At 27.2% G+C, this 24455-nt stretch carries 24 protein-coding genes; 3 read left to right on the forward strand and 21 right to left on the reverse strand.

The features are described from left to right. Nucleotides 1-38: 38 nt before the first annotated feature. Complete coding sequence (locus tag BTM21_RS07745) at nucleotides 39-953, forward strand: patatin-like phospholipase family protein (protein WP_021875272.1); 915 nt, start codon at nucleotides 39-41, stop codon at nucleotides 951-953. A 54-nt stretch (nucleotides 954-1007) separates the two neighbouring features. Here the strand turns inward: BTM21_RS07745 and lepA are convergent, their stop codons facing one another. The 4 genes from lepA to gpr all read right to left on the reverse strand — a co-directional run bounded on the left by lepA (nucleotide 1008) and on the right by gpr (nucleotide 5753). After that, nucleotides 1008-2813 (reverse strand): translation elongation factor 4, encoded by a 1806-nt coding sequence (gene lepA / locus BTM21_RS07750; protein ID WP_021875271.1) that lies wholly within the window; start codon nucleotides 2811-2813, stop codon nucleotides 1008-1010. Nucleotides 2814-2925: 112 nt separating this feature from the next. Beyond that, a complete protein-coding gene (locus tag BTM21_RS13835; RefSeq protein WP_021875270.1) occupies nucleotides 2926-3477 on the reverse strand; it encodes a hypothetical protein in 552 nt (183 codons plus the stop codon). Nucleotides 3478-3537: 60 nt separating this feature from the next. Beyond that, nucleotides 3538-4635: a stage II sporulation protein P gene (locus BTM21_RS07760; RefSeq protein WP_021875269.1), complete on the reverse strand. Its 1098-nt coding sequence runs from the start codon at nucleotides 4633-4635 to the stop codon at nucleotides 3538-3540. Between the two features lie 143 nt (nucleotides 4636-4778). Next, nucleotides 4779-5753: a GPR endopeptidase gene (gene gpr / locus BTM21_RS07765; RefSeq protein ID WP_021875268.1), complete on the reverse strand. Its 975-nt coding sequence runs from the start codon at nucleotides 5751-5753 to the stop codon at nucleotides 4779-4781. Nucleotides 5754-5928: 175 nt separating this feature from the next. Here gpr and rpsT point away from each other — a divergent pair, with 175 nt between their 5' ends. Then, entirely contained in the window at nucleotides 5929-6192 is a 264-nt protein-coding gene (rpsT, locus tag BTM21_RS07770) for a 30S ribosomal protein S20 (RefSeq protein ID WP_021875267.1), read from the forward strand. A 46-nt stretch (nucleotides 6193-6238) separates the two neighbouring features. Here the strand turns inward: rpsT and holA are convergent, their stop codons facing one another. The 16 genes from holA to BTM21_RS13840 all read right to left on the reverse strand — a co-directional run bounded on the left by holA (nucleotide 6239) and on the right by BTM21_RS13840 (nucleotide 23079). After that, nucleotides 6239-7270 (reverse strand): DNA polymerase III subunit delta, encoded by a 1032-nt coding sequence (gene holA / locus BTM21_RS07775; RefSeq protein ID WP_021875266.1) that lies wholly within the window; start codon nucleotides 7268-7270, stop codon nucleotides 6239-6241. 15 nt (nucleotides 7271-7285) lie between these two features. Next, nucleotides 7286-8983, reverse strand: coding sequence for a ComEC/Rec2 family competence protein (locus tag BTM21_RS07780; protein WP_021875265.1), 1698 nt, complete (start codon nucleotides 8981-8983; stop codon nucleotides 7286-7288). A gap of 14 nt (nucleotides 8984-8997) precedes the next feature. Beyond that, complete coding sequence (locus BTM21_RS07785; RefSeq protein WP_079481243.1) at nucleotides 8998-11502, reverse strand: P-type ATPase actuator domain-containing protein; 2505 nt, start codon at nucleotides 11500-11502, stop codon at nucleotides 8998-9000. Nucleotides 11503-11657: 155 nt separating this feature from the next. Further along, entirely contained in the window at nucleotides 11658-12014 is a 357-nt protein-coding gene (gene spoVAE / locus BTM21_RS07790; RefSeq protein ID WP_021875263.1) for a stage V sporulation protein AE, read from the reverse strand. Nucleotides 12015-12035: 21 nt separating this feature from the next. Further along, nucleotides 12036-13064, reverse strand: coding sequence for a stage V sporulation protein AD (gene spoVAD / locus BTM21_RS07795; RefSeq protein ID WP_021875262.1), 1029 nt, complete (start codon nucleotides 13062-13064; stop codon nucleotides 12036-12038). A 49-nt stretch (nucleotides 13065-13113) separates the two neighbouring features. Beyond that, nucleotides 13114-13584: a stage V sporulation protein AC gene (gene spoVAC, locus BTM21_RS07800; RefSeq protein ID WP_079481242.1), complete on the reverse strand. Its 471-nt coding sequence runs from the start codon at nucleotides 13582-13584 to the stop codon at nucleotides 13114-13116. Between the two features lie 182 nt (nucleotides 13585-13766). Next, on the reverse strand, nucleotides 13767-14522 hold the full coding sequence (gene sigF, locus BTM21_RS07805) for an RNA polymerase sporulation sigma factor SigF (protein WP_079481241.1): 756 nt from the start codon (nucleotides 14520-14522) through the stop codon (nucleotides 13767-13769). Nucleotides 14523-14531: 9 nt separating this feature from the next. Then, nucleotides 14532-14969: an anti-sigma F factor gene (gene spoIIAB, locus BTM21_RS07810; protein ID WP_096145401.1), complete on the reverse strand. Its 438-nt coding sequence runs from the start codon at nucleotides 14967-14969 to the stop codon at nucleotides 14532-14534. Between the two features lie 14 nt (nucleotides 14970-14983). Continuing rightward, nucleotides 14984-15319 (reverse strand): anti-sigma F factor antagonist, encoded by a 336-nt coding sequence (gene spoIIAA, locus BTM21_RS07815; protein ID WP_021875258.1) that lies wholly within the window; start codon nucleotides 15317-15319, stop codon nucleotides 14984-14986. A gap of 170 nt (nucleotides 15320-15489) precedes the next feature. Next, nucleotides 15490-17790 carry an AAA family ATPase gene (locus BTM21_RS07820; RefSeq protein WP_021875257.1) on the reverse strand — a complete coding sequence of 767 codons (2301 nt, stop codon included), beginning with the start codon at nucleotides 17788-17790 and terminating at the stop codon, nucleotides 15490-15492. 162 nt (nucleotides 17791-17952) lie between these two features. Continuing rightward, nucleotides 17953-18627, reverse strand: a complete 675-nt coding sequence (gene deoC, locus BTM21_RS07825) for a deoxyribose-phosphate aldolase (RefSeq protein WP_021875256.1) — start codon at nucleotides 18625-18627, stop codon at nucleotides 17953-17955. A 135-nt stretch (nucleotides 18628-18762) separates the two neighbouring features. Further along, complete coding sequence (locus BTM21_RS07830) at nucleotides 18763-19809, reverse strand: DNA polymerase IV (RefSeq protein ID WP_079481240.1); 1047 nt, start codon at nucleotides 19807-19809, stop codon at nucleotides 18763-18765. A 13-nt stretch (nucleotides 19810-19822) separates the two neighbouring features. After that, complete coding sequence (locus BTM21_RS07835) at nucleotides 19823-20773, reverse strand: DUF4003 family protein (RefSeq protein WP_021875254.1); 951 nt, start codon at nucleotides 20771-20773, stop codon at nucleotides 19823-19825. 157 nt (nucleotides 20774-20930) lie between these two features. Further along, complete coding sequence (locus BTM21_RS07840; protein WP_021875253.1) at nucleotides 20931-21344, reverse strand: hypothetical protein; 414 nt, start codon at nucleotides 21342-21344, stop codon at nucleotides 20931-20933. Nucleotides 21345-21473: 129 nt separating this feature from the next. After that, nucleotides 21474-22064: a rubrerythrin gene (rbr, locus tag BTM21_RS07845; RefSeq protein ID WP_021875252.1), complete on the reverse strand. Its 591-nt coding sequence runs from the start codon at nucleotides 22062-22064 to the stop codon at nucleotides 21474-21476. A 331-nt stretch (nucleotides 22065-22395) separates the two neighbouring features. Continuing rightward, nucleotides 22396-23079 (reverse strand): hypothetical protein, encoded by a 684-nt coding sequence (locus BTM21_RS13840; protein WP_021875251.1) that lies wholly within the window; start codon nucleotides 23077-23079, stop codon nucleotides 22396-22398. Nucleotides 23080-23269: 190 nt separating this feature from the next. Between BTM21_RS13840 and BTM21_RS07855 the strand changes: the two genes are divergently transcribed. Then, on the forward strand, nucleotides 23270-23962 hold the full coding sequence (locus tag BTM21_RS07855) for a hypothetical protein (protein WP_021875250.1): 693 nt from the start codon (nucleotides 23270-23272) through the stop codon (nucleotides 23960-23962). Between the two features lie 49 nt (nucleotides 23963-24011). Here the strand turns inward: BTM21_RS07855 and BTM21_RS07860 are convergent, their stop codons facing one another. Continuing rightward, nucleotides 24012-24287: an iron-sulfur cluster assembly accessory protein gene (locus BTM21_RS07860; protein ID WP_021875249.1), complete on the reverse strand. Its 276-nt coding sequence runs from the start codon at nucleotides 24285-24287 to the stop codon at nucleotides 24012-24014. Nucleotides 24288-24455: the final 168 nt, after the last annotated feature.

The following is a 24455-nucleotide window of genomic DNA, read 5'->3' on the forward strand; positions in this document are numbered from 1 at the left end:
ACTGTAATTATAGAACAATTTAAAAGGAGCTTATAAAATTGAAATCTTTAAAAATAATTTCTTTTGATGGTGGTGGTATAAAAGGAGCTTTATCTATTAGAATTTTAAAAAGATTATGCGAAGAATATCCAGACCTATTAGATAATATAGATTTATTTGCAGGAACTTCAACTGGTTCATTAATTGCATTAGCCTTAGCTAGTGGGCTTTCTGTAAATGATGTTGATAATTTATATAGTCATGAAATAACTAAAACTATTTTTTCTAAACCTCGTCTTAACTTATTTAGACCTAAATTTAATAATAAAAATTTAAAATCAGTGTTATTAAAATACTTTCCAGAAAATTTAACGCTAAAAGATTTACCTAAATATGTATGTATCCCTTCATTTAATGTTACTGGACTTAACTCTAAACATTGGGAGCCTGTATTTTTTAATAATCTAACTGATAATAAAACTATTAATTATAATATTATAGATGTTGCTCTTGCTAGTTCAGCAGCCCCTACATTTTTTCCATCACACAAAAATTTTATTGATGGTGGTGTAGTTGCTAACTCTCCTACTACTATTTCTGTTTTTCATTGTATAGATGCTTTTCCTAACATTGATTTTAAACAAAACATAAAATTGTTATCTATTGGCACAGGAGATAGTCCTTATAGAATAACTAAATCTACTTCTAATTGGGGAATATCTCAATGGTCCTTTCGCTTATTTGCAAAAATGAATTCACCTCTATTATCACTTGTTATGGATGGAATGTGTGATTTAGATAATATGTACTGTAATGTTTTATTAAAAGATAATTATTTTAGAATAAACCCTAAGATTTCTAAACTTATAGAAATGGATAATTACAATTTTGTTCCTTTCTTAAAACTTTTAGCAGATAGCATAGACTTAGCTGATTCATTTAAATTTATTGAAACTATATTTTTAAAAGATTAATAAATAGAAAAAAGATATTAAGATTATGAAAACATAAACTTAATATCTTTTTAATTAATCTACTTTAAGGACTGCCATAAATGCTTCTTGTGGCACTTCAACAGAACCTACCTGTCTCATTCTCTTCTTTCCTTCTTTTTGCTTTTCAAGTAGCTTTTTCTTTCTTGATATATCTCCACCATAACATTTAGCAAGTACGTCTTTTCTCATAGCCTTAACTGTTTCTCTAGCTATAATTTTTGAACCTACTGCTGCTTGAATTGGCACTTCAAACATTTGTCTTGGAATAATTTCTTTTAACTTTTCTGCTATTCCTCTTCCCTTATCATAAGCTCTTTCTTTAGGAACTATCATAGATAAAGCATCAACCACATCTCCATTTAACATTATATCAAGTTTTACAAGCTCTGTTCTTGTATATCCCTTAAACTCATAATCTAATGATGCATATCCTCTAGTTCTTGATTTTAATGTATCAAAGAAATCATAAACTATTTCATTCAATGGAATTTCATAATTTATAGATACTCTTGTTTCTTCTAAGTATTGCATGTCAATAAAAGTTCCTCTTCTTTCTTGACATAACTCCATAACTGCGCCAACATAATCTGATGGAGAAATTATACTTCCTCTTACTACTGGCTCTTCCATATAATCTATTTCTGTAGCTGGTGGAAGATTTGTTGGATTTGTAAGTTCTATTATTTCACCATTAGTTTTTATAACTTTATAAATAACTGATGGTGCAGTTGTAATAATATCTAAATTAAATTCTCTTTCTATTCTTTCTTGTATTATTTCCATATGTAATAAACCTAAGAACCCACATCTAAATCCAAAGCCTAAAGCTATTGAAGTTTCTGGTTCAAAGTTTAAAGCTGCATCGTTTATTTGTAATTTTTCTAATGCATCCTTAAGTTCTTGATATTTAGCTCCATCTACTGGATAAATACCTGAATAAACCATAGGTATAGCTGGTTTATATCCTTCTAAAGCTGCATCTGTTGGTCTATCTGCATCAGTTATGGTATCTCCAACTCTTGCATCTCTTACATTTTTAATTGAAGCTGCTATATAACCAACATCACCAGCTCTTAATTCTGAAATTGGAAGTAATTTAGGTGTAAACACTCCAACTTCTGTTACTTCATAAACTTTATTAGTAGCCATTAACTTTATTTTAGTTCCCGGTTTTACTATTCCGTCTTTTATTCTTACATATGAAACAACGCCTTTATAGCTATCATAGTATGAATCAAATATTAAAGCTTTAAGTGGAGCTTCTTCATCTCCTGTTGGCGCTGGAATCTTCTCAACTACAGCTTCTAATACATCACCTATATTTAAACCTGTTTTTGCTGATATTAATGGTGCATCATGTGCTTCAATACCTATAACATCTTCTATTTCTTGCATTATTTCTTCTGGTCTTGCTGATGGTAAATCAACTTTATTTATAACTGGAGCTATTTCTAAATCATTATTTAAAGCTAAATAACAATTTGCTAAAGTTTGAGCTTGAACCCCTTGAGTTGCATCTACAACAAGTACAGCACCTTCACAAGCAGCTAAGCTTCTTGAAACTTCATATGTGAAATCCACATGTCCAGGAGTATCTATAAGATTTAATATATACTCTTCACCATCTTCTCTTTTATATATAAGTCTAGCTGCTTGAGACTTAATTGTAATTCCTCTTTCCCTTTCTAGTTCCATATTATCTAGAATTTGTTCTTCCATTTCTCTTTGAGTAAGAGTTCCTGTAGCTTCTAATAATCTATCTGCTAGGGTTGACTTACCGTGATCTATATGTGCAACAATTGAAAAATTTCTAATACGTTCTTGTCTATTACTTTTCATATATCTAAACTATTAATAAAATCTATTAATAGCTATTTCACCCCCATTATAATTAAATCAGCTAAATTATATCACAAAAGTTACATTATGTGTCAAGTAAAAGTATTTAAAGCTATTCATGTAATTTTTCTTCTATCTGTTGTTCTGTATTATTTTGATCTTTATTAACTTCTTCTTCAGAACTTGTTTTAGTATTATCTTTATCTATATTTTCCTTTTGTGATTCTTTCTTTTCTCTTTCTTTTATAAAGTCATCTACTATATTATCTAACTTACTATTAGTATCTTTATTTTCTTTTTTTTCTTTTTTTAGTTTTCCATCTATTTTATTCTTTATACTGTTTAATTTTATTGATATATTAGATGTTACTTGTGAAAATGCCTTTATAAATGGATTTTCCTTTTTTATTCTAAACTCTTTGTCATCGATCTTTATAGTTGTATTATCTTCTTCATTTGCAGGTGTGTAAATTTTTACTGTAGCATTATCCTTTATAAATTCCTCAAAATCTTCTCCGAACTCCTCACTAACCATAGCATAATTATCTTCTCCATTACCTGTAGGAGATAATGCTTTTGTTGTTACTATATTTACACTTGTAAACCCTAGTATAACTATTACTGTAAAAATTATAGTTCCTAAAATAAATTTTTTTATGGACAAAAATAAGCACCCCCTAAATTTATATCTATAAGGATGCTCATTTTTTTATATTTTATTCATTTATTGTCTATTTAAATGTTCTGCTAATACTCTAGCTATATATTTTGCTGTTAATTTTGCTTCTTGAGCTGTATTAGTATTAAATCCTACTTCTATTAATATAGAATTATCACTTAAGCCTTGATTAAATGCATTTTTACCAATTTCATATGTCATAATTTTTCTTGTTATTTCTGGATATAATGATGTTGATATTCCATATAACTTATCTGTCAAAGCTTCATTTGCAGCATATCTTGGACTATTTTCTGTCCTTACAAACATAAATTTAGCTAACTCTTGTCCATTTAATTCACCAGTTACTCTTTTACCTGGATCTAAGGAGTCTCTATGCAAATCAATTACAAGCTTAAAGTCTCCATATTTATTTAGGTAGCTCTTTAATGTTTCTTCTGATCTAAGATAACTATCATTATACTCTAATGAATGATTTGTTTTATCATGTATTACTGAAATCCCATACCCTTCTTCTAGTTCCTTTGCTAGAATATCTCCAACACCAACTACATTAAAATTACTATCTGTAGTTTCCTTTCCTGCCTCTGCGTAATACTCCATTGTATGAGTATGATAAATTAACACTTCTGGTTTAGAATTATCTAAGGCTTTCTTTAAAGTTGGATCATATGCATCACTAACTTTATTAAGCTCTGCAATTTCCTCTGGAGAAAGTTTTGCAATACTATTATCATTTAGACTAAAAGGTTTTAATCTAGCTAAAGATTTATCTGGTGTACAATCACCAACTACACCTTTAAAAAGACTTAATTCTTTTCCGACAATTGCTGATGTATTTATATTTCCCAAACCTAAAGCTTGTATTATTATCTTTTCTACTGATAATCTATTTTCAACAAAATCTCCTTTATTATATACTTGTGTCTTTACTACAGGCATTCCAAAATTTAAAAGTTGAACGTATGCATATCCTCCTCTTTCATAATAACTATCTACTACACTTAATGCCCTTATAAAAAATACAAGAATTGCTATAATCATTAGTATGTATCCCATGCTAAACTTTGTATTTCCTTTGGAGTTTACTCTCCCTCTTCTGCCCATTGAATTAACGCCACTTCGTCCTCTTACTTCATACACTGTAACTCCCCCTCACCTAATATATATATATTTATTAGGTTACTTAATTATTCTTATTTTTAACTTTACAATTTAAATTATTTTAAAAGTAAAAAATACTCTACATATATACAATACTTTTATATGTAGAGTATTATAATTATTTAATTCATAAACTTGTTTATATCCTCCATATCTAAATTAGGTTGTATAGCCATATTTATCCCATTTGATATTATTTTAGATAAAGAATCAATAACTGTATCTACATCTTTTGGAGTTACCATTAAATCTCCAACAAAAGGATTTAATATTTCTTTTATTAATGCACTCTTTTCAACTTTATCTACTGATTTTAGCATATTGTAAAATTCTTTTCCTGTTTCTGCTTTTCCTATAAGTTCATCTAATAAAAGATCTATAGTATCATTAGCTATAGTTGCTGCATCAACTACTGTAGGAACACCTATAGCAATTACTTTTACTCCTAAACTCTCTTTATTTATTTTCATTCTATGATTTCCAACACCAGCACCTGGTGAAATACCTGTATCACCTATTTGTATTGTTCTATTTACTCTTTCTAATTTTCTTGAACCAAGTGCATCTATACAAATAACTAAATCTGGCTTAATTCTATCAACTAATGATTTTACTATTTCACCTGTCTCTATTCCTGTAATTCCAAGCACCCCTGGAGCAATACAACATACCGGTCTTACAGATTCATCCATAATATCAGGCATTACCTCTTTTAAATGTCTTGTTACCATTATTTTTTCTGTAACTTTTGGTCCTAATGCATCTGGTGTAACCTTCCAGTTTCCTAAACCAACTACTAATGCAGTTTTTTCTTCTGAAATATCTACAAGTCTTCTTAATACATTTGCAACAACCTTTGAAACCTTATCCATAGATTCTCCATCATAATGGGTAAATTCTGGGAAATCTATGGTTATATAATTTCCTGCTGGTTTTCCAAGTTCTTCTCCTGCTTTATCTGTTTCAATTGTAACAGTTGTAATTTTTATATCTTCCTCCTGTTCTTCTTCTACAATAACTCCATCAAGTTCTCTTTTATTTTCCTGAGTATACATATCTTTTGCTTCTATAGCTAAATCAGTTCTTACATTTATCATAAAAAAACCTCCATTTTTTCTTCTGTCCTTCTTATTTTTCCTTAATGTTTTAATTTAATACTTGAACTTACAAAGTTTCAATGATATAATCTAGTATGTTAAAAAACAAACTCGAACGCAGATTTCCCCAAAGCTGCAAAGAGGCCCTATAAAATCTTAAGGGGGTGAAATAGAAATGGCAAACATTAAATCAGCAAAAAAGAGAATTAAGGTTACAGAAGCTAAAACTGCTCAAAACAGAATGATAAAATCAGCTTTAAAAACTGCTATAAAGAAGTTTGAAGCTGCTGTTGCTGCAAACAATGCAGAAGAAGCTAAGGTTCTTTTCCCTAAGGCTGTTAAAGCTTTAGATATGGCTGCTCAAAAGGGAGTATGTCACAAGAACATGGTAGCTAGAAAGAAGTCAAGATTAGCTGCAAAGTTAAACGCTATGGCGTAATAAAATAAAAGCCGGTCCATTGGACCGGCTATTATTTTACATAATTTTACTTAATCATAAAAGCTTTAAATAACATTAACTCCATTTCTGTTTTTTTATCTACACTAGAAGATTTTATTTTCCTCTCAGTTTCTAAACAAAGTTTCATAAGTTGCTGTAATTGACTGGTAGTAAACTTATTACATTGTCCCATAAGTTTTTCTACTATAAAGGTTGGAAGTCTAAATCTATTTACAAGCTCATCTACTCTTTTACCTTTATTTATTAAAATTTTCATTTCATATAACCTTTTAAAGTTATTTTCTATATTAGTTATTATAAGCATATGTTGATCTGCTTTAAATAAAAGTTCATCCATTAAATCTATTGCTTTTTCAGCCTTTCTTTGAGAAATTAAATCTATCAAATCAAAAATATCATCTTCACTTTTATTTGGTATTAATTTGTCTATATCCTTTTTATTAATAGGTCTACCATTAGCATATGTAATTAATTTATCTACTTCTCTTTTTATTACATCAAAATTATTTTGTACTTTCTCTGCAAAATACCTTACTTCAATTTTTCCTATTTCTCCACCATTAGATTTAAATATTTCTTCAACTTTTTTATAATACTTATCTTTTTTTAATTTTTCACAATGAACTATTTTAGATACTTTTCCTAATGTAGATAATTTTTTATTTTTTTTAGGAGTATCTCTTTTATCATTAAATAAATAATACATTATAAGCACAGTATATGATGGTAAATCCTTCAAGTAACTTGATACATCTTTATATATTTTAGAATTTGTGCTATCAGATTTTTCTTTTAAAAAGTTAGCTCTATATACAACAACAACTTTTTTTTCTCCCATAAAAGGCATTGTTTCACAAGCATTCATTATATCTTCTATAGTTGTTGACATACCATCTAACTTTATATAATTCAAATCTAAAAAGTCTTTATCTAAAACTTTATATATTATTTTTTTAATTCCTTCCTTAATTAACTCTTCATCTAATCCGCAAAAAATATATGAATTATCTACTTGCCCTCTTTTAATCTCAGTTTCTAAACCATCTAAATTTATCAAGATAATCCACCTTTCCTAATCTAATATTAACACTTTATCTGAAAATATCATAATTTCATCAAAGTCTCCTCTTCTAAAATTTATTATATCATAATCTGAGTTACTTTTCTGTTTGCTTAATGCTAACAAATAAACCTTACCATTATTATTTAGTTGAAAATCCTTACCTTTACTCTTCAAATAAGTATTATCACCTATTTTTATAAACTTTCCTTCCTTATAAACTTTATTTGCTAAAGAAATATTTTTAATTTTTTTTAAATCTATATCTTTCTTTAATGTAAGTAACATTCTATCTCCTTTATAACTTAATAATATAGCTCCCTCTTTATAGTATTTGATTTTAGGTATGGGACTATATATCAATATAGATATATATACAAGAAATAATAATGGCATATAAATAAACCTTTTGAATCCTTTTTTATAAAAATATGAACTTATGAGTATAGACATATACATTAGTGCTATATTTTCATTTAGGTAGGTAATTGGTGGTAATATATTTATTAAGCTTTCAGTTATATAATCTAAAAAATCAGTTATATAATATGCTATAAAACATATGTAATTAAAGATTTCAGTTGTAAAAGATACAATAGCTAATAAATTCCCCAATATTACTATTATAGTTATTAATGGTGATATTAATAAATTCCCTATTATAAATCCTAATGAAAATTCTTGAAAATATATTAAAAGAGCTGGAAAAGTAAATATTTGAGCTGAAATGCAAATAGATAAACTTTCTCTTATATATTTAGGTAACTTATATAAAGATTTATTTATTTTTTTATTAAATAATATTATCCCTAATGTTGCTAAAAACGATAATTGAAATCCAATTTTAAATACTCCTTGTGGTTCAATTATAAGTAATATTACTCCAGCTAAAGATAATGCAGCTAAAGGGTTATATTTTCTTCGTAATGGTACTGCTAAATTCATACATAATAGCATTATATATGCTCTTACAGTAGATAATGAAGCTCCCGTAAATATAACATATATAAATGCAATAAATGGAGTTAAAGATTTTCCAAATACCTTCATAAGTACACTATAAACAATAGCCATATGTAATCCAGATACCGCTATAACATGTGTAACTCCCAAGGTTTTCATATCATTTCTATCTTCTTCATCCAAAAAATTAGTATATCCAAAAGAAATTGAAGTAATTAAGGCTGCTCTTCTACTCCCTAGCTTATTTCTAATTTTATAAAATATATTTTCTCTAATCTTATATACCTTACTTATTAAATCATCAGCTATTTTCTTATAATCTATTATCTTATATATCCCTAGATTTCCTTTACTTATTTTTATATCCTTTGTAAACTTTCCTTTTACAGCTAATCTTTCGCCTATTTTTAACTCTTTTAAATCTCCCTCTAAGTAAACTTCTCTTCCCTCTATTTTACCAACTGCACCATATCCATTTAAAGAAACAACTCTAATTATTTCTGTATTACTAGGTTTATAATTAAAATAACATATATTATTTAATAAAGAAATTGTAAAAAAGAGACTAATTAAAATTAAAAATCTTCCTCTCTTGTATATATAAATCATAATAAAAAAACAGCTAGCTATTAATATAGCTAGCCAATTATATTTTGAATATATTTCATATACTACTGAAGATAAAATAAAGATAAGAAAAATATATATCAAATGATCTTTCTCTTGATCTATTCCATCTAAATACATGGCATCACCTCTTATTATGAGTTTTGCCATTTTTTAATAATTATATCTCCTATAAGAAAAGTTATTATACTTGCTGAAATTATAATTATCATATCTTTATTATATGTTATTGAATTTACAACAAATAACAATGCTCCTATAAATAAATATATAAGTATCACTAATAATGTTGGCTTTAAACCTTTATTTAATGATCTAAAGCTAATATTAGAGTTAATTAGCGTATTAAGTATTAAAATACCCCCTATTATCATAAATAATGAAAATTCACTTTGCTCTGGTAATATAAATACTGCTGTTGAAACTAATATACTAACTAAACCTACTTCTATAAGTATTTTATTTTTACTTTTATCTTCTTTTCTATATAACATGTTCAAAAGCATTATAGGAGTAAGGAAAACAAAGTTAGCTAATAATATAGTATATTCATTGAAAATAATTTTATCTGTTAATAAATAATTGAAATTTAAAGTAATTAATTCTGCTAATATTCCTATTATATATATCATCAATGCATTATTTATACCTTTATATAAGTTATAATTTTCTATGTTTAACTTATTAAAAGTACTAATCACACCTTTTTCACTATATACATCACAGCTTCTTTTTAATAATGAAGTTGCTTCTCCTTTTGCAACACTAAAATCAGCTAAATTAACAATAGATAAATCTCCTAAGGTTTCACCTTCACAGGCTATTTTATATCCATCTTCTTTAAATGTATTTACTATTGTTGTTTTTAATGTTGGACTTAATCTACAGAATACTCTCACCCTTGAAATTACCTTATAAAACTCATCTTTACTTAATGCTTCGAGCTCTACCCCTGAAATTACTTCTTTAGAAGACCTTATAATTCCTATATTTCTTCCTAAAATTTCACTAGAAATCTTATTATCATCTGTAAATATTATAGGTAAAATCCCCTTTTCCATTATCTTTTCAATTTTCTCTTTTATTCCATCTACTAGTGGGTTGCTTAAAGCAGCTAATCCTACAAACACTAAGTTACTTTCTATATTTTCAAGTTTTGAGGGTTCGTAATTAAAACTTCTGTATGCAAAAGCATCGGTTATTAATCCTTCTCTTTTGAATATCATATCTGTCATTTTAATTTTATTTATATCCTCTACTGTTAACTCTCTCTCTATTCCATTCACCAGTATATGGGTGCATGAATCTAAAACACTATCCAAAGAACCTCTAGTATTAGCTCTAAATCCTTTGTCTCCCTTATTTATAGTTGTATATAAATTTCTGCTTGAATCCCTTGGCATCTCAAATATTCTTCTATTTGAACTTTCTAATGCTCCTTTAAATATATCTTTTTCTGCTCCAAACTTCATATAAGCAACTTCAAACATATCTCCCTTGGACCACTTATTTTCATTATTATATTTGGCATTATTACACAGTATAGATATATCTAATATTCTCTTACTATTTATTTCTTTAAAATCTATTTTTTCTTTTAATATTATTTCTTCATTTGTATATAATTTCTCTAAATATAAATCTTTTTTTGTTATTGTATTAGTTTTTTCAAGGAAAATTACTTTTATATCCTTTACCCTATCTATAATTGAAAAATTGATTATTTCAAAGCCGTCTCTTTCTAATCTTTTCTTTGTATTTTTTATATATCTCCCCATTAAATCCGGAAGAGAAATAGTTATTATACAAAGTAATCCTATAAAAAATAACTGTGCTTTATCTTTTAAACCACCTGGAAGCACCATAGTAAATATAAATTGAACTAAAATTAAACATATAGATACTTTATAAATAAACCCTTCTATTTTAGAAGATAAGGTCTGCTTGTCTACCTTTGATTTATTCATTATTGTAAGTAATTTTCCTAATCTAGTATCCTTTCCGGTTTCAACAACTACCCCTATACCATTTCCTTCTTTTATAACGGTTCCTCTAAATAACATATTATGTATTTCACTTAAAGAAGCTACACCTCCATCTAATTTAGCTTCATATTTATCTTTTATAGAATTATCTCCCGTTATATTTCTTTCATCTACTTTTAATCCTTCACTTTTTATTATTCTTATATCTGCTGATATAAACGATCCTTTTCTAAATCTTACTACATCACCTTTAACTAATTCTTCTGCCTCTATAAGCTTTTCTATTCCATCTCTTAATACTGATACTTGAGATGTATTTAACCTTTGTAAAATTTCAAGTTCTTTCGCTCTAGTTATTTCATAATATAATTTAAATATTAAGTTATATATAAGTAAACCACTTGTTATAATTGCCATTAAATTAAATTTATTTATTATAAATATAAAAATAAATGCCAAAAAGAAATATATGTACTTTTGCTTAAATAAATCTTTTAATATATTTAGGTTTTTTCTATGTCCTGGAGTATCTATTTTATTATCTCCATAGTTTTCTCTTCTTTGGATTACCTCATTTTCAGATAACCCCTTATCTATGTTGCTTTCCAGTAATTCTATTACCTTCATAGAACTATTACTATAATATGATTTCATATTTAATTATTATCCCTCTCTTTCTCTAACATATATATCCGCTTTGTTTAATTTTTTTATGAATTATATTAAAAATTTTAACTAAAAATAACCTGACACTTTATAGTATAAATTGTCAGGCTATAAATTTCAAATTATTCTCTCATAAAATTTTATTAAGATTTAGTTTTAGGATTAAAAATACACGCCATTATATATCCAAAAAATATTGCGGCTGTTATTCCAGCTGCTGTTCCAGTAATCCCCCCAGTAAAAGCTCCAATTAACCCTTTTTCATCTACAGCTTTTATAGCTCCCTTTGCAAGAGAATTTCCAAACCCAGGTAATGGTACTGAAGCTCCAGCTCCACCTAACTCTATAATTTTATCATATATTCCAAATGCACCTAGAATTGCACCTAAGGTAACAAATATAACTAATATTCTTGCTGGTGTAAGCTTTGTAGTATCCATTAATATTTGACCAATTACACAAATAATTCCGCCTATGATAAATGCATTTACAAATTGCATTAATATACCTTCTTTCTTAACTTATTTATCTTTATATTCAATAGCTACTGCATGAGCAATTCCTGGAATAGTTTCACCTTGAAGAGATGAAGTTGTACTCATTAATGCTCCAGTAGATATCAACAAAACATTTTTTATCTCTTTTCTCATTAATTTTTTATAAAAACATCCACTTGCTACAACTGCAGAACATCCACAACCACTTCCACCTGCATCTGTATTTTGAACCACATCATCAAATATCATATCCCCACAATCTACATAATTTTCTCTTATATCATATCCATATTCCATCATCAATTTATTAGTTATTTCTTTTCCTACTTTCCCTAAATCACCTGTGGCTATTACATCATAAAAGTTTGGTTGTCTTCCTGTGTCTTTAAAATGTCTAACTAATGTATCTACAGCTGCTGGTGCCATAGCGGCTCCCATATTATTAGGATCTTTTATTCCATAATCTTTAACAACTCCTGTTGTTACATAAGTAACTTCAGGAAAATTCCCTTCTTTCGCAAGTAACATAGCCCCTGAACCTGTAACAGTCCATTGACAAGTTGCACATCTTTGAGATCCATATTCTAATGGAAATCTAAATTGTCTTTCAGCTGCACTAAAATGTGATGATGTAGATGCTATTACATAATTTGCAAATCCTCCATCCATCATCATAGCTGCAACACTTAATGATTCTGACATTGTTGAACATGCTCCATATAATCCAAAGAAAGGAATGTTAAGTTGTCTAGCTGCAAAAGATGATGATGTAATTTGATTTAATAAGTCCCCTGCAAATAGATAATCTATATCTTCTTCTTTTAAATTAGTTCTTCCAAGTACACCTCTTATAGCAGTATGCATCATATCACTTTCTGCTTTTTCATAGCTGTCTTTTCCACATGTATCATCATTTAAAATTTCATCAAAGTAATCTCTTAAAGGACCTTCTCCTTCTTTTGGACCTACTATTGAATATGTAGCTATTATCTTAGGTGGATTACTTAACTTTACTGTATGTTTACCTACTTTTTTATTTTTTTGGTTATTCATACCAATATTCCTCCTAACACTTCTTATTTATAGTTATTCTCAGTAACATTTACATAAATATTTGTATAAGATAATATACTATTCCTATTATTACTGAGCTTCCAATTCCATAAACTAAAACTGGGCCTGCAATAGTAAACATCTTAGCTGCGACTCCAAATACAAAGCCTTCTTTTTTAAATTCAATTGCTGGAGCTACTATCGCGTTAGCAAAACCTGTAATAGGTACAACGGTGCCTGCTCCACCAAAATTTGCTATCTTATCATAAATTCCTACTCCAGTTAACAAAGCCCCCAAGAAAACAAGCACTATCGGCAATATTGTTTTAACTTCTTCTTCTGGAAATCCATATTTAAGTAGAAGGAATTGGAATACCTGTCCAATAGTACAGATTACTCCTCCAACTAAAAATGCTCTTGCACAATTTGTTACTAGCTTTGGTTTAGGTTCTGCTTCCTTTGTAATAGTTTGAAATTTATTAACTATTTGTTGTTCTTTAGCTGAGTGTTTTTTTGCCATAACTATCACTCCTTTCCTATCTATAAATTTATTATTCCAATAATTTTAAATAATAAACATAAATTATTACTAATTATATAAAATAAAAATAGTGCTGCAAATCTAACTTTACAGCACTATTTTCACAATTTTTTTAAAATAATTTTTTTATATTCCATTTTAAATTCCCTCTTAAATTAACTTTAGTCTTGTAACCTATTTCTCATTTGTATTAATACTTTTTTCTCTATTCTAGATACTTGAACTTGACTTATTCCTAAAAGCTTTGCTACTTGTACCTGTGTCTTATCCTTAAAGTACCTAAGCATTATTATTTGTCTTGCTTTATTATCTAAACTTCTTAATGCTTCTTTTAAAGCTATTTTATCTATCATATCTGTATCTTCTTCACCTTTTTCACTAAGCTTGTCAATCAATAAAACAGGTGCACCATCATCTTGGTGTATTGTATCATAAAGATATTGAAGACTATTTGAAGATTCTATAGCAAATAATATGTCCTCTTTATCAACTCCTGAAAATTCAGACAGTTCTTCTATAGTCGGATCTCTGTCTAACTTTTTAGTTAGCTCTTCTTTATCAAAATGTAATTTTCTTGCTAAACTTTTTACATTTCTGCTAACTTTTATCATGCCATCATCTCTTATAAATCTTTTAATTTCTCCGATAATCATTGGTACTGCATAAGTTGAAAATTTAACGTTAAACTTAGAATCAAAATTTTTAATTGCTTTAACTAATCCAATAGATCCAATTTGAAATATATCCTCGTAATCATATCCTCTATTTAAAAATTTCTTACTAATTGAGGAAACTAAGGGTAAATTCATTTCTATTACTCTATCCATTGCTTCTTTATTACCAGCTTTAGCTAGAGGTATTAATTGTGAGTTATCATCATAATTATATTCCTCTCTTCTCATAATTCCATTTTCCATAAACTCCACCTAACTTACCATATTGAATTTCTTCTTCATTACAACTTTAGTTCCAACTCCTTCTTTACTTTCAACATCTAAACTATCCATAAATGATTCCATAACTGTAAATCCCATACCTGATCTTTCTAATTCAGGTCTTGATGTATAAAGAGGTTCCCTAGCTTGTTCTACGTTACTTATCCCCCTTCCTGAATCTTCAATTGTAATGATTACTTCTGTCCCTACTATACTTGCTTCTATTCTTATTATGCCCTCTTTTCTGTTTTCATAACCATGAATTATGGAATTTGTTACCGCTTCTGATACTGCTGTCTTAACATCTGTTATTTCTTCAACTGTTGGGTCTAATTGGGATACAAATGCAGCCACTGCAACCCTTGCAAAGCCTTCATTTTCAGATTTGCTCATTAATTCTATACTTATTTTGTTATCTACATCAATCATTCTTAAACCCTCCATTAAATACTTTTTATTGCTTCATCTATACTGTTATAAGAATCTATAATTTTATACATCCCTGAAATCTCAAATACTCTATTTACTGTTCTGTTAACATCAGCAACACAAAGTTTTCCATTCCTATTTTGCATCTTCTTTAATCGTCCAATTACTACACCAATTCCTGAACTATCCATAAAAGTAACACCATTAAAATTTAATATAACTTTTTTTATGTTATCTCTATCTATTCTATCATCAATTTTGACCCTAACTTCTTCAGCACTATGATGATCTAACTCTCCTATTAAACTTATTATTAACTTGTCCGTATTTTTATCAAACTTTAGATACATATAAAACCACTCTAAAGACTAGTAACTTTAGAGTAATTCACCTCCTTTATTTCCTTCTTTTTCCATAATTTTAACATATTAGTTTATTCTTAGTCAAATATAAATATTCTTAAATTTATCAATTATACAAAAAGGTAGTTTAGCTTTTTATTAAACTAAACTACCTAAATTTACTCACTATCTGATTTTACGTTCTCATATCTATTAAGTTCATTATTTATTTGTTGATAAAATTCTTCTATAGTTTCATCATCTTCTAAAATCATAGTTTCTATTGCATCTTCTAAAGTATCCATAATATATATATGGAACTTTCCTTCTTTTATTGAATTTTCAACTTCAGGTATTAATATTAATTCATCCTTATTACTACTTGGAATAAGAACGCCTTTATTTTCTTCGCTATCTATAGACTTGCAAATATTATAAAATCCTTCGATTTTTTCATTCACTCCTCCAATAGCCTGAACTTCACCAAACTGATTTAATGATCCCGTTATTGCAATATTTTGTTTTATAGGTCTTTTGCTTAAAGCTGATAGAATACAAATTGCTTCTGCAACTAATGCACTATCCCCTTCTATCATCCCATAAATTTGTTCAAAACTTAAATGAAAATCTACAGGAAGAGTTTTATATGGATCTACTATATTATTTAACAACCCTGTTAAAATATTTATTGATTTCCCATGAATTTTACCACTTAGATTGCTTTCTTTATGAATATCAATTATTTTCCCTGATCCTTTATATGCAACACAAGTTACCCTCATAGGCTTTCCAAATATACTATATCCAGTATCTAATACAGATAATGCATTTACAACTCCAACCTTTTTATCTTTTACAGATATTAAAATTTTATTTTCTTTATACATTTTCGCAAATTCTTTTTCTATACTCTCTTCCTCATATGCTATTTCAATTATATCTTTTGCTGTTATAATATTAGAATTTTTTTCTTTAGCTAAATCATTAGCTAATATAATTAATTTTTCTATATCAAAATCATCTATACTTATTCTATTTTTATTACAAGCTTTTCTAGAAAGATATTTAAATATTTCATATATACCTTCTTTATCAATTTCCATAATGCTATTTTCTTTTATTTTTTGGCTAATAAATTCTTTCACATATGAATTAACTTTATCATTCATATCAATTACATTATTAAATTCTGATCTTAATGAAAATAATTTTTTGAAATCTTCGTCACCATTATATAAAGCATCATACGTTTCATAATCTCCAATTAAAATTACTTTAAGCTTTACTTCTATAGGGCTAGGTTTTAAACTATTTATAGGCATTAACTCTGAATATCCCTTTGAAAAGTCGTAATTTAATTTGTTAGTCATTAATACTTTTTTTAAATAATAATAACTATATGGATTATTGGCTAATGAACTTATTCTTATAATTAAACAACCTTCATTTGCTTTTAATATAGATCCCGAATTTATTAATGATATATCTGTTGTGTAAATACCATTTTTATTTTCATACTCTATACTTCCCATAAGGTTATTTAAATTTGGATCATCTTCATAAATTACTACTGGATTAGTATTTAAGGTATTATCTACTAAAACCTTAACCTGATACTTATTTATTGCTTGGTATAACTCTTCTTCATCCTCTTCTATACTCATTGTATAACATTCTACTATATCTTTTTCTATTTCTATAAAAATCTTTTCTAAATATTCATATATATTATCGTCATTTATAAATTTTAAAAGTGCTTCATCCTTTATATCTTCCATTTCATTTACAAGAAAATCTGAAAACATATCTTTTAATTTCTTAATAGATTTAGATTCTATATCTTTTAATTTTTCTAATATATTTTCTGCCTTTTTCTTTAGTTCTGAAGCCTTTGTTATTATTTCTTCTTTTCTTATCTTTTCTAATCCATCATACTCTTTTTCAGTCATTATTTTTCCAGCACTTAATGGAATAAACGCAAAGCCTTTAGTCGTAGCTTTTACATCAAAGCCTTCTGATTTTGCCATATCCATAAGGTCTTCAATATATCCATTTCTCTTACTTTGAATTTCATCTATCAAATCATCTTTTTCTTCATCAGTTGAACTAGTATAAAATTCTTCTACCACATCAATGTATGAATTTTTTATTTCTTCGATTGTTTTTTTTAACTTTTCTCCATTACCGTTATCTACCATAAGGACTTCGGGTCTTTTTTCATCCTGTAATATTACATAGCAAATATCCTTTGGAGGTTTTAATCCCTTGTACTGCTCCCTTATATAATTCATAAGTTTTTTCAACTTATATTTAGAAAAGGAATCTATTAAATATAAATTATATCCTTCTTTAGATATATTTAATGATCTCCTAATTTTCTTATATGCATCTTTTATTTCTGGGATTTCCTCTTCATTTTGTAGATTGTCCTCAAATTCAATGTCAAATTTTATTTCTTGTGGAGATAATTCTTTCTTCATTATTTTCCCACTTAAAAATTATAGATTATTCTATAATTTTATAGAAGCAGTTCCCCCCTTTATTAGTTAATTACTATATTAGTATTCCTAATAGTTCATTTTAGGGAACGATTTTTTAATTTTAAAATAAAAAAAGTACGCAAATGCGTACTTTTTTATATCCTAATAATTTGAATTTGAAACTTTTCCTTCACAAATAGCTATTGAAGCTGATGCTCCTATTCTAGTTGCTCCATTTTCAATCATTGTCATTGCATCTTCTTGGCTTCTAACTGCTCCTGATGCTTTTACTCCCATTTCTGGTCCTACTGTTTCTCTCATTAATTTTATATCTGCTGCTGTTGCTCCACCAGTTGAGAATCCAGTTGAAGTTTTAACAAAATCAGCTCCTACTTCTTTTGCTAACTTACAAACGATAACCTTTTCTTCATCAGTTAATAAACAAGTTTCTATTATAACCTTGCTTAATGCTTTTCCTTTAGAAGCATCTACAACTGCCTTTATGTCATTTTTAACATATTCTAAATCTTTTTCTTTAAGTTTTCCTATGTTAATAACCATATCTACTTCAGTTGCTCCATTTTTGATAGCATCTTCTGTTTCAAAAGCTTTAACAGCTGTAGTTGTTGCTCCTAAAGGGAACCCTATAACTGTACAAACCTTTACTTCGCTACCGTTTAACATTGAAGCAGCTTTTTTAACCATTCCTGGATTAACACATACTGAAGCAAATTTATATTCTAATGCTTCTTTACATAACTTTTCCACTTGGGCATCTGTTGCTTCCGCCTTTAATAATGTGTGATCAATCATTCTTGCTAACTCTTGTTTATTCATAATCTATTCCTTCCTCCCTATAAAACTAAAGGTTTACTTTAGTACTTATATTATAAAATAATTTAAATATAATTAACAGGAATTTATTGTAAAGTTTTAACTTTTTTCTATTTTGTTAATTTTTCTAAACTTTTATTAAAATATACTTAACTGTTCCTCGAAATTTTCTCTAAATGATGAAATCGTTAACCCAATAAGTCTAACTCCATCTGCAAAATCCTCTTTTTTCAATACCTCTTTGCTAATTTTGTAGAAATCCTCAAATCTATTCGTATAATAATTTAATGTTCTACTTCTTGTATGACTTTCAAAATTGCTAGTTTTATATTTTATAGTAACTGTTTTACCTTTAATACCTTTAATTTTTAATTCCTTACTAATATAAAGTGAAAATTCTTTTAAATATAAAAGTAATTCTTCCTTATTATTAGTATTATTTTTCAATGTTACTTCTTTCCCATAAGATTTTCTATCTCTATTAATAACGACTTCCCTATTATCTATACCTCGTATCCTATAATATATATCAAATCCATTTTTTCCTAGATATTCAGTATAAAACTCAATTGGCATTTCATATAAATCCACGATTCTAAAAAAGCCCATATTATTTAATTTTTTTACTGATTTAGATCCTAAACCATATATTTTAGAAATTTTAAGTGGTAATAATATTTCTGGAATCATTTCTTTAGTTATTACCATTATTCCATTTGGTTTATTCCAATCTGAAGCAATTTTAGCTAAAAATTTATTATAGGATATTCCTATAGATAAATTTAATCCTACTTCTTTATATACTCTTTTCTTTATATAATTAGCTGCTTCTAATCCACTTTTAAATCTACTTTCTGTAATATCTAAATAAGCTTCATCAATAGAAAGAGGTTCCACTAAACATGTAACCTCTTTAAAAATTTCAAATATTTTTTTAGATATCTCTTTATATCTATAATATCTAGATTTTAAATATATCCCATGAGGACATAATTTTTGAGCCATAAATATAGGCATTGCGGAGTGAACTCCATATCTTCTAGCTTCATAAGAACAGGTTGATACAACTCCTCTCTCACTTACTCCACCTACTATTACAGGTTTACCTTTCAAATTAGGATTATCCATTTGTTCTACAGACGCAAAAAAGGCATCCATATCTACATGTAAAATTATTTTATCCATATTTCCTTCCAAGTTAAGCTAAGACTTCAGAGAATATCCCTTTATTTTTAGATTGTATAAAACAATATACTCCATGTGCTAGTAGCTCATCAATATATCTCCTTTTTTCAGAAATAGTACAAAATGCAACTATTGATATTGCTATTATAGTTCTAAAGCCTTTATCCATATAATATTCATACTCTGCCTCTTCTTCACAAAGTATATCTATAACCCCTTCTACTATATCAGCATTTTTTCTTGGGGTTACATTAGATAATACACCAAGTACTGGTAAGAATTGTTGTGCAATTTTTAAATCTCTTTTTTCAAGTTGAAGAATAAATTCGATAGTTCTATACATATCCCCGGATGAACCGTTTAACATAATTGCATTTGCTAAACCTTGCACTCCATTTTTTGATTTTATTTGTAATGATGACATTTGCTCATACACTACTTCTATAAATTCATCTATTGTTTGTATATCAATATCATTTAATGCCCATAAAGCACACACTAAATAATCATCTTCTTGAGTAATATTATAGTATTTCTCTTTTAAAATAATATATACATCTTTCATCTTTCTAATAACTTCATACTTGTCCTTATTTTTTCCGTATTTTGCGATGACAAAAGATGTTAATACTAAATGATCACATTCCTTAAAGTTTTCTTCAACTAATATATCCATTATATTATAAATATTATCTACTAATTCTTTTTCATTTCCTTCTTCTAATGCTATAAGTAAGGATAATATATATAAAGTATCTCCTCTAAAAGGTGATACTCTAGATGATGTAGCTTTTATATATTTTCGTATTTCTCTAACTTTTTCTACTGGTATTTCCTTCTCATAATGTGCATAAACTAATGATGCAAAATGATTTAATAAATCTCCATCATTCCTTAAATTTTCTTTTGCAGCTCTATAATTTTTAATTGTTAGCTGTATTCTGTCTTGGAGAATTTTTTCCATAAAACTTTTCCCTCTCCTTTATTCTTAGAATATTAAATTCTTCCCCTATATTATACTATAAAAATTGTGTCAGTTTCATAACAAAATATTAAGTTATTTCATCAAATTATTCCAATTTAAATTTAAATAAGCTAGAAGCTGTCGCTTCTAGCTTATATTATTCTACTTGAGTTAAAAGCCTTTTCATCACATCTCTAAGCTTAGGTTCTCCTAACTCTTCATGTGCTATTGCCATAACTAGCTTAATATCATTATCTGATTCATCAAGTTTATATGCTTTTATATCTATCATTGATTCTTCTGGACAAAACTCTTCTATGTCCGTTGCCATTTCTTCTGCTAAACTTAAATATTCTTCAAATAATTCATCTTCACTTAATTGTTCTAAATCATAATCATCTTTTAATACTTCATTTAATATATCTAAATCTATACTTAAATTAAAGGCAACTATATCCTCTCTTTTAGATCCTTTACTCATATCTTTTACTACTTTAAATTCTGAGTTTTCTACTATCTCTTTTTTAACTTCATCACTATCTACAACTTTTCTACCAAATGCTATGTACATATATTCATCTCCTAATTAATTGTTTCATTAGTATTATACATCATAAATTTGAAGTATATAAATAATATTTTTACACTTTAATAATTTAATTAATAAAAAATAGCACCTAAAAAGATGCTATTTAAGTTATTATTCAAATAATGACTGTGCAAATAGTATGTAATACCCTTGAGGATAACTACAAACTGGACATACTTTAGGAGCTTCTTTACCTTCATATATAAAACCACAATTAGTACACATCCATTTAACTTCTGTTTCTTTTTTAAATAAAGCTCCATTTGCTAATTCAGTTGCAAGCCTTCCAAATCTATCTCCATGTACTTTTTCTACTTCAGAAATTTTAGTAAAATGTGATGCTATTAATGGGAATCCTTCTTCCTTTGCTACTTCAGCAAACTCTTTATATACACTTTCCCACTCTTGATATTCATCATGTTGAGCTGCCTTTAAAGCTTCTAAAGTAGTATCGTATACTTCAATAGGATATTCTGCTGGTCCTACACCTATATTTTGACCTGTAAATTCTTTTAGTGCATCAATATATACTTTAGCATGAGCTCTTTCTTGATCTGCAGTATAATCAAAAGCTTGTTGCACAATATATAATCCTTCTTTTTTAGCTAATTCTCCGCCTATAGTATATCTATTTCTAGCTTGACTTTCACCAACAAAAGCTCTCATTAAATTTTCTTTAGTTCTACTATCTTTTAATTCCATTGTCTATGCCTCCTAAATATAATAATTCAAATTTATTTTATCCAAAGTTATCTTTTATTATTACTTTTCTCTTATTAAGTTCTCAATTTCCTTTTTTTATTGAATATAATAGTACTATAAAAAATAATTGGAGGGATAAATATGAAATCACTAAAAATATTATTTTTAAAATTCATTGCTTCCTTTAAGAATTATATGAATACCACCTATCATTATTAGAGCACTAAAATTTAATTAAAATAATTCTATAAATAAACAATAAAAACTTCTAGAGCTTAACTCTAGAAGTTTTCTTTTAAAACAATTTTTACCTTGTTTTATACTTATCTAATTACCAACAGAAACAAAGCAATAATAATATCCACATCCAACCGCCACAGCCAAATCCTCCGCCGCAGCCTCCAAAATCACAGCCTCCACCGCCATAGTTTCCATAGCCACAACCTCCGCCACAATTATTAGAACATTGCATACAGCATGGACAAACACTACCATTTTTATCAAATATGAATGTTAATTTAACTGTTTTATCACAATCTGTTATATACATTTGTGGATAATTATATAATATTTCTGATATTACCGGATTAAATGATCTTATTATTATTGCATAATTTTGTTCTTCTTTATGGTTACAACAACAAGAACAATTACAACAACAATTACAACAACACATTGAAGAAAGATTTTCATTTAATCCACAATTATAATCATTATCATCAAAATCACAGTAACAACAATCATTATTCTTTGGTTTACAATTACAAGGATTGCCTTCCTTTACTTTAATCGGTTGAGATAATGCAAATAAGTTATCACAAGGTACACTTGGTGCTTCTAATACTTCATCACAGCACTTTACTATAAAGTTTATCTTAATATCATCACCATATAGTGATTCTGGTAAATTTTCTCTTATCTCACAACCACTACATTTACAATCTGGTTTGATGATCATATCATATTCAGCTGGTGTACATCCTTGAGGAGATACTAATCTTAAACATACTTTCATTCGTATAGCCCCCATTTATCCTAAAGTTAGTTATACTATATACTATGATAAATAAGTTTTTTTGCTATCATACTATTTATTTTTTATTATTGTCATATTTCTTTAATACATATTTTCATAATAAGTGCTATATTAATAATTAATATAGTATTTATATTATTGAAATATAAATTATAAAAGGAGTAATTAAATGGCTAATATGAAATTTTCTTTTTTAAAAAATTCTGCTGAAACAACTAATATTGAAAAAAGAGATGACTACCCTATTCTTGACCCTATTGTAATTGAATTTATATCAAAAGAGTTTCCGGATTTATCTAAAAACATAACTAAATCCCTAAATAATTTGAAAGAAACTTTAGAATCATCTATAGATTCAATTGAAGATAGATCTAGTGAAATAGTTAAGAGTAATAGAGATTTTTCCCTAAGTGGTGAGTACAGATCTGCTTCAATTAGACTTCATGAAATCAGCATAAGTATAGATAAATATATTAATTGGGTAAATTCTAATTCTTCTTTACAAAAATCATCTATAGAAAATGATACCGAAAAAGTTATAAAAACTACAGATACTATTACTAATATTAATATAGTTTCCAAGAATGAATTATTTGTCTTTGATGATTTTACTGGAAAATCACCTAAATCTTTTGAGTTAGATAACCTAAACATTCTAGTAGATAGTTGGGAAGATTTAATAATGAAAACTGCTGATACACTTATAAAACATTATAAGCATAATAAAGAATTAAATTTGGAAGTTCCTAAAATAGATGTAGTTGATAGTAAAAAGTCTATTCAAAATGACTTTAGAGATACTATTATAGAAATGTTACTTGAGTATAAAATTGACCCATATAAATATAAAATTAAATTATAAAATTAAGGTGAAGTTTAAATTTAACTTCACCTTTGAAAAATTCTTTATTTTATAAACTTCTTATATAAAATCCATTATTATAAAGTTCTTTATCATATTTAATTTCTATATCATTACAAAGTCTTTCATCTTTTTTAGATATCACAAAGTTAACATCGTTAATTAATACTTCTATATCATCTTCTGACTTATAATCACAGTAAATATCGTAAGCTGGCTTTCCACATCCTACTGCAGAAACTTTTACTCTAACATAATCATTACTACTATTTTTGATAAGCTCTAATAAACCTTCTTTTGTTTTTTCATCAAATAAAATATTCATATATTATTAGCTCTCCTTTGTTTTATTATAGTAATATATTACTATATGTTTTATCCAAATTAAACTTATTTATTATATTTGTTAATAACACATGTTTGAAAGTTATTAATTCAAATTCTTTGTACCAATCTATAATATATCCTCATATATTATAATTATTACTAATTA

Origin of the sequence: Clostridium chauvoei, assembly GCF_002327185.1 — a bacterium.
GTDB classification, from domain to species: Bacteria; Bacillota; Clostridia; order Clostridiales; family Clostridiaceae; genus Clostridium; species Clostridium chauvoei.

Bases quoted from the DNA above. Each gene is read 5' to 3' on its own strand.
- spoIIAB (WP_096145401.1), bottom strand. From the start codon at position 14,969: ATGATTGATGTAGATAACAAAATAAGTATAGAATTAATGAGCAAATCT.
- lepA (WP_021875271.1), bottom strand. From the start codon at position 2,813: ATGAAAAGTAATAGACAAGAACGTATTAGAAATTTTTCAATTGTTGCA.
- BTM21_RS07820 (WP_021875257.1), bottom strand. From the start codon at position 17,790: ATGAAGAAAGAATTATCTCCACAAGAAATAAAATTTGACATTGAATTT.
- BTM21_RS13840 (WP_021875251.1), bottom strand. From the start codon at position 23,079: ATGAAAGTATGTTTAAGATTAGTATCTCCTCAAGGATGTACACCAGCT.
- BTM21_RS07785 (WP_079481243.1), bottom strand. From the start codon at position 11,502: ATGAAATCATATTATAGTAATAGTTCTATGAAGGTAATAGAATTACTG.
- spoVAC (WP_079481242.1), bottom strand. From the start codon at position 13,584: ATGGCAAAAAAACACTCAGCTAAAGAACAACAAATAGTTAATAAATTT.
- spoVAD (WP_021875262.1), bottom strand. From the start codon at position 13,064: ATGAATAACCAAAAAAATAAAAAAGTAGGTAAACATACAGTAAAGTTA.
- BTM21_RS07780 (WP_021875265.1), bottom strand. From the start codon at position 8,983: ATGTATTTAGATGGAATAGATCAAGAGAAAGATCATTTGATATATATT.
- BTM21_RS07830 (WP_079481240.1), bottom strand. From the start codon at position 19,809: ATGGATAAAATAATTTTACATGTAGATATGGATGCCTTTTTTGCGTCT.
- spoIIAA (WP_021875258.1), bottom strand. From the start codon at position 15,319: ATGTATCTAAAGTTTGATAAAAATACGGACAAGTTAATAATAAGTTTA.
- deoC (WP_021875256.1), bottom strand. From the start codon at position 18,627: ATGAATAAACAAGAGTTAGCAAGAATGATTGATCACACATTATTAAAG.
- BTM21_RS07860 (WP_021875249.1), bottom strand. From the start codon at position 24,287: ATGAATATTTTATTTGATGAAAAAACAAAAGAAGGTTTATTAGAGCTT.
- BTM21_RS07855 (WP_021875250.1), top strand. From the start codon at position 23,270: ATGGCTAATATGAAATTTTCTTTTTTAAAAAATTCTGCTGAAACAACT.
- BTM21_RS07835 (WP_021875254.1), bottom strand. From the start codon at position 20,773: ATGGAAAAAATTCTCCAAGACAGAATACAGCTAACAATTAAAAATTAT.
- sigF (WP_079481241.1), bottom strand. From the start codon at position 14,522: ATGGAAAATGGAATTATGAGAAGAGAGGAATATAATTATGATGATAAC.
- BTM21_RS07840 (WP_021875253.1), bottom strand. From the start codon at position 21,344: ATGTACATAGCATTTGGTAGAAAAGTTGTAGATAGTGATGAAGTTAAA.
- gpr (WP_021875268.1), bottom strand. From the start codon at position 5,753: ATGATAAATGTAAGAACTGATTTAGCTATAGAAGCAAAAGATATGTAT.
- rbr (WP_021875252.1), bottom strand. From the start codon at position 22,064: ATGGAATTAAAAGATAGTAGAACTAAAGAAAATTTAATGAGAGCTTTT.
- rpsT (WP_021875267.1), top strand. From the start codon at position 5,929: ATGGCAAACATTAAATCAGCAAAAAAGAGAATTAAGGTTACAGAAGCT.
- spoVAE (WP_021875263.1), bottom strand. From the start codon at position 12,014: ATGCAATTTGTAAATGCATTTATCATAGGCGGAATTATTTGTGTAATT.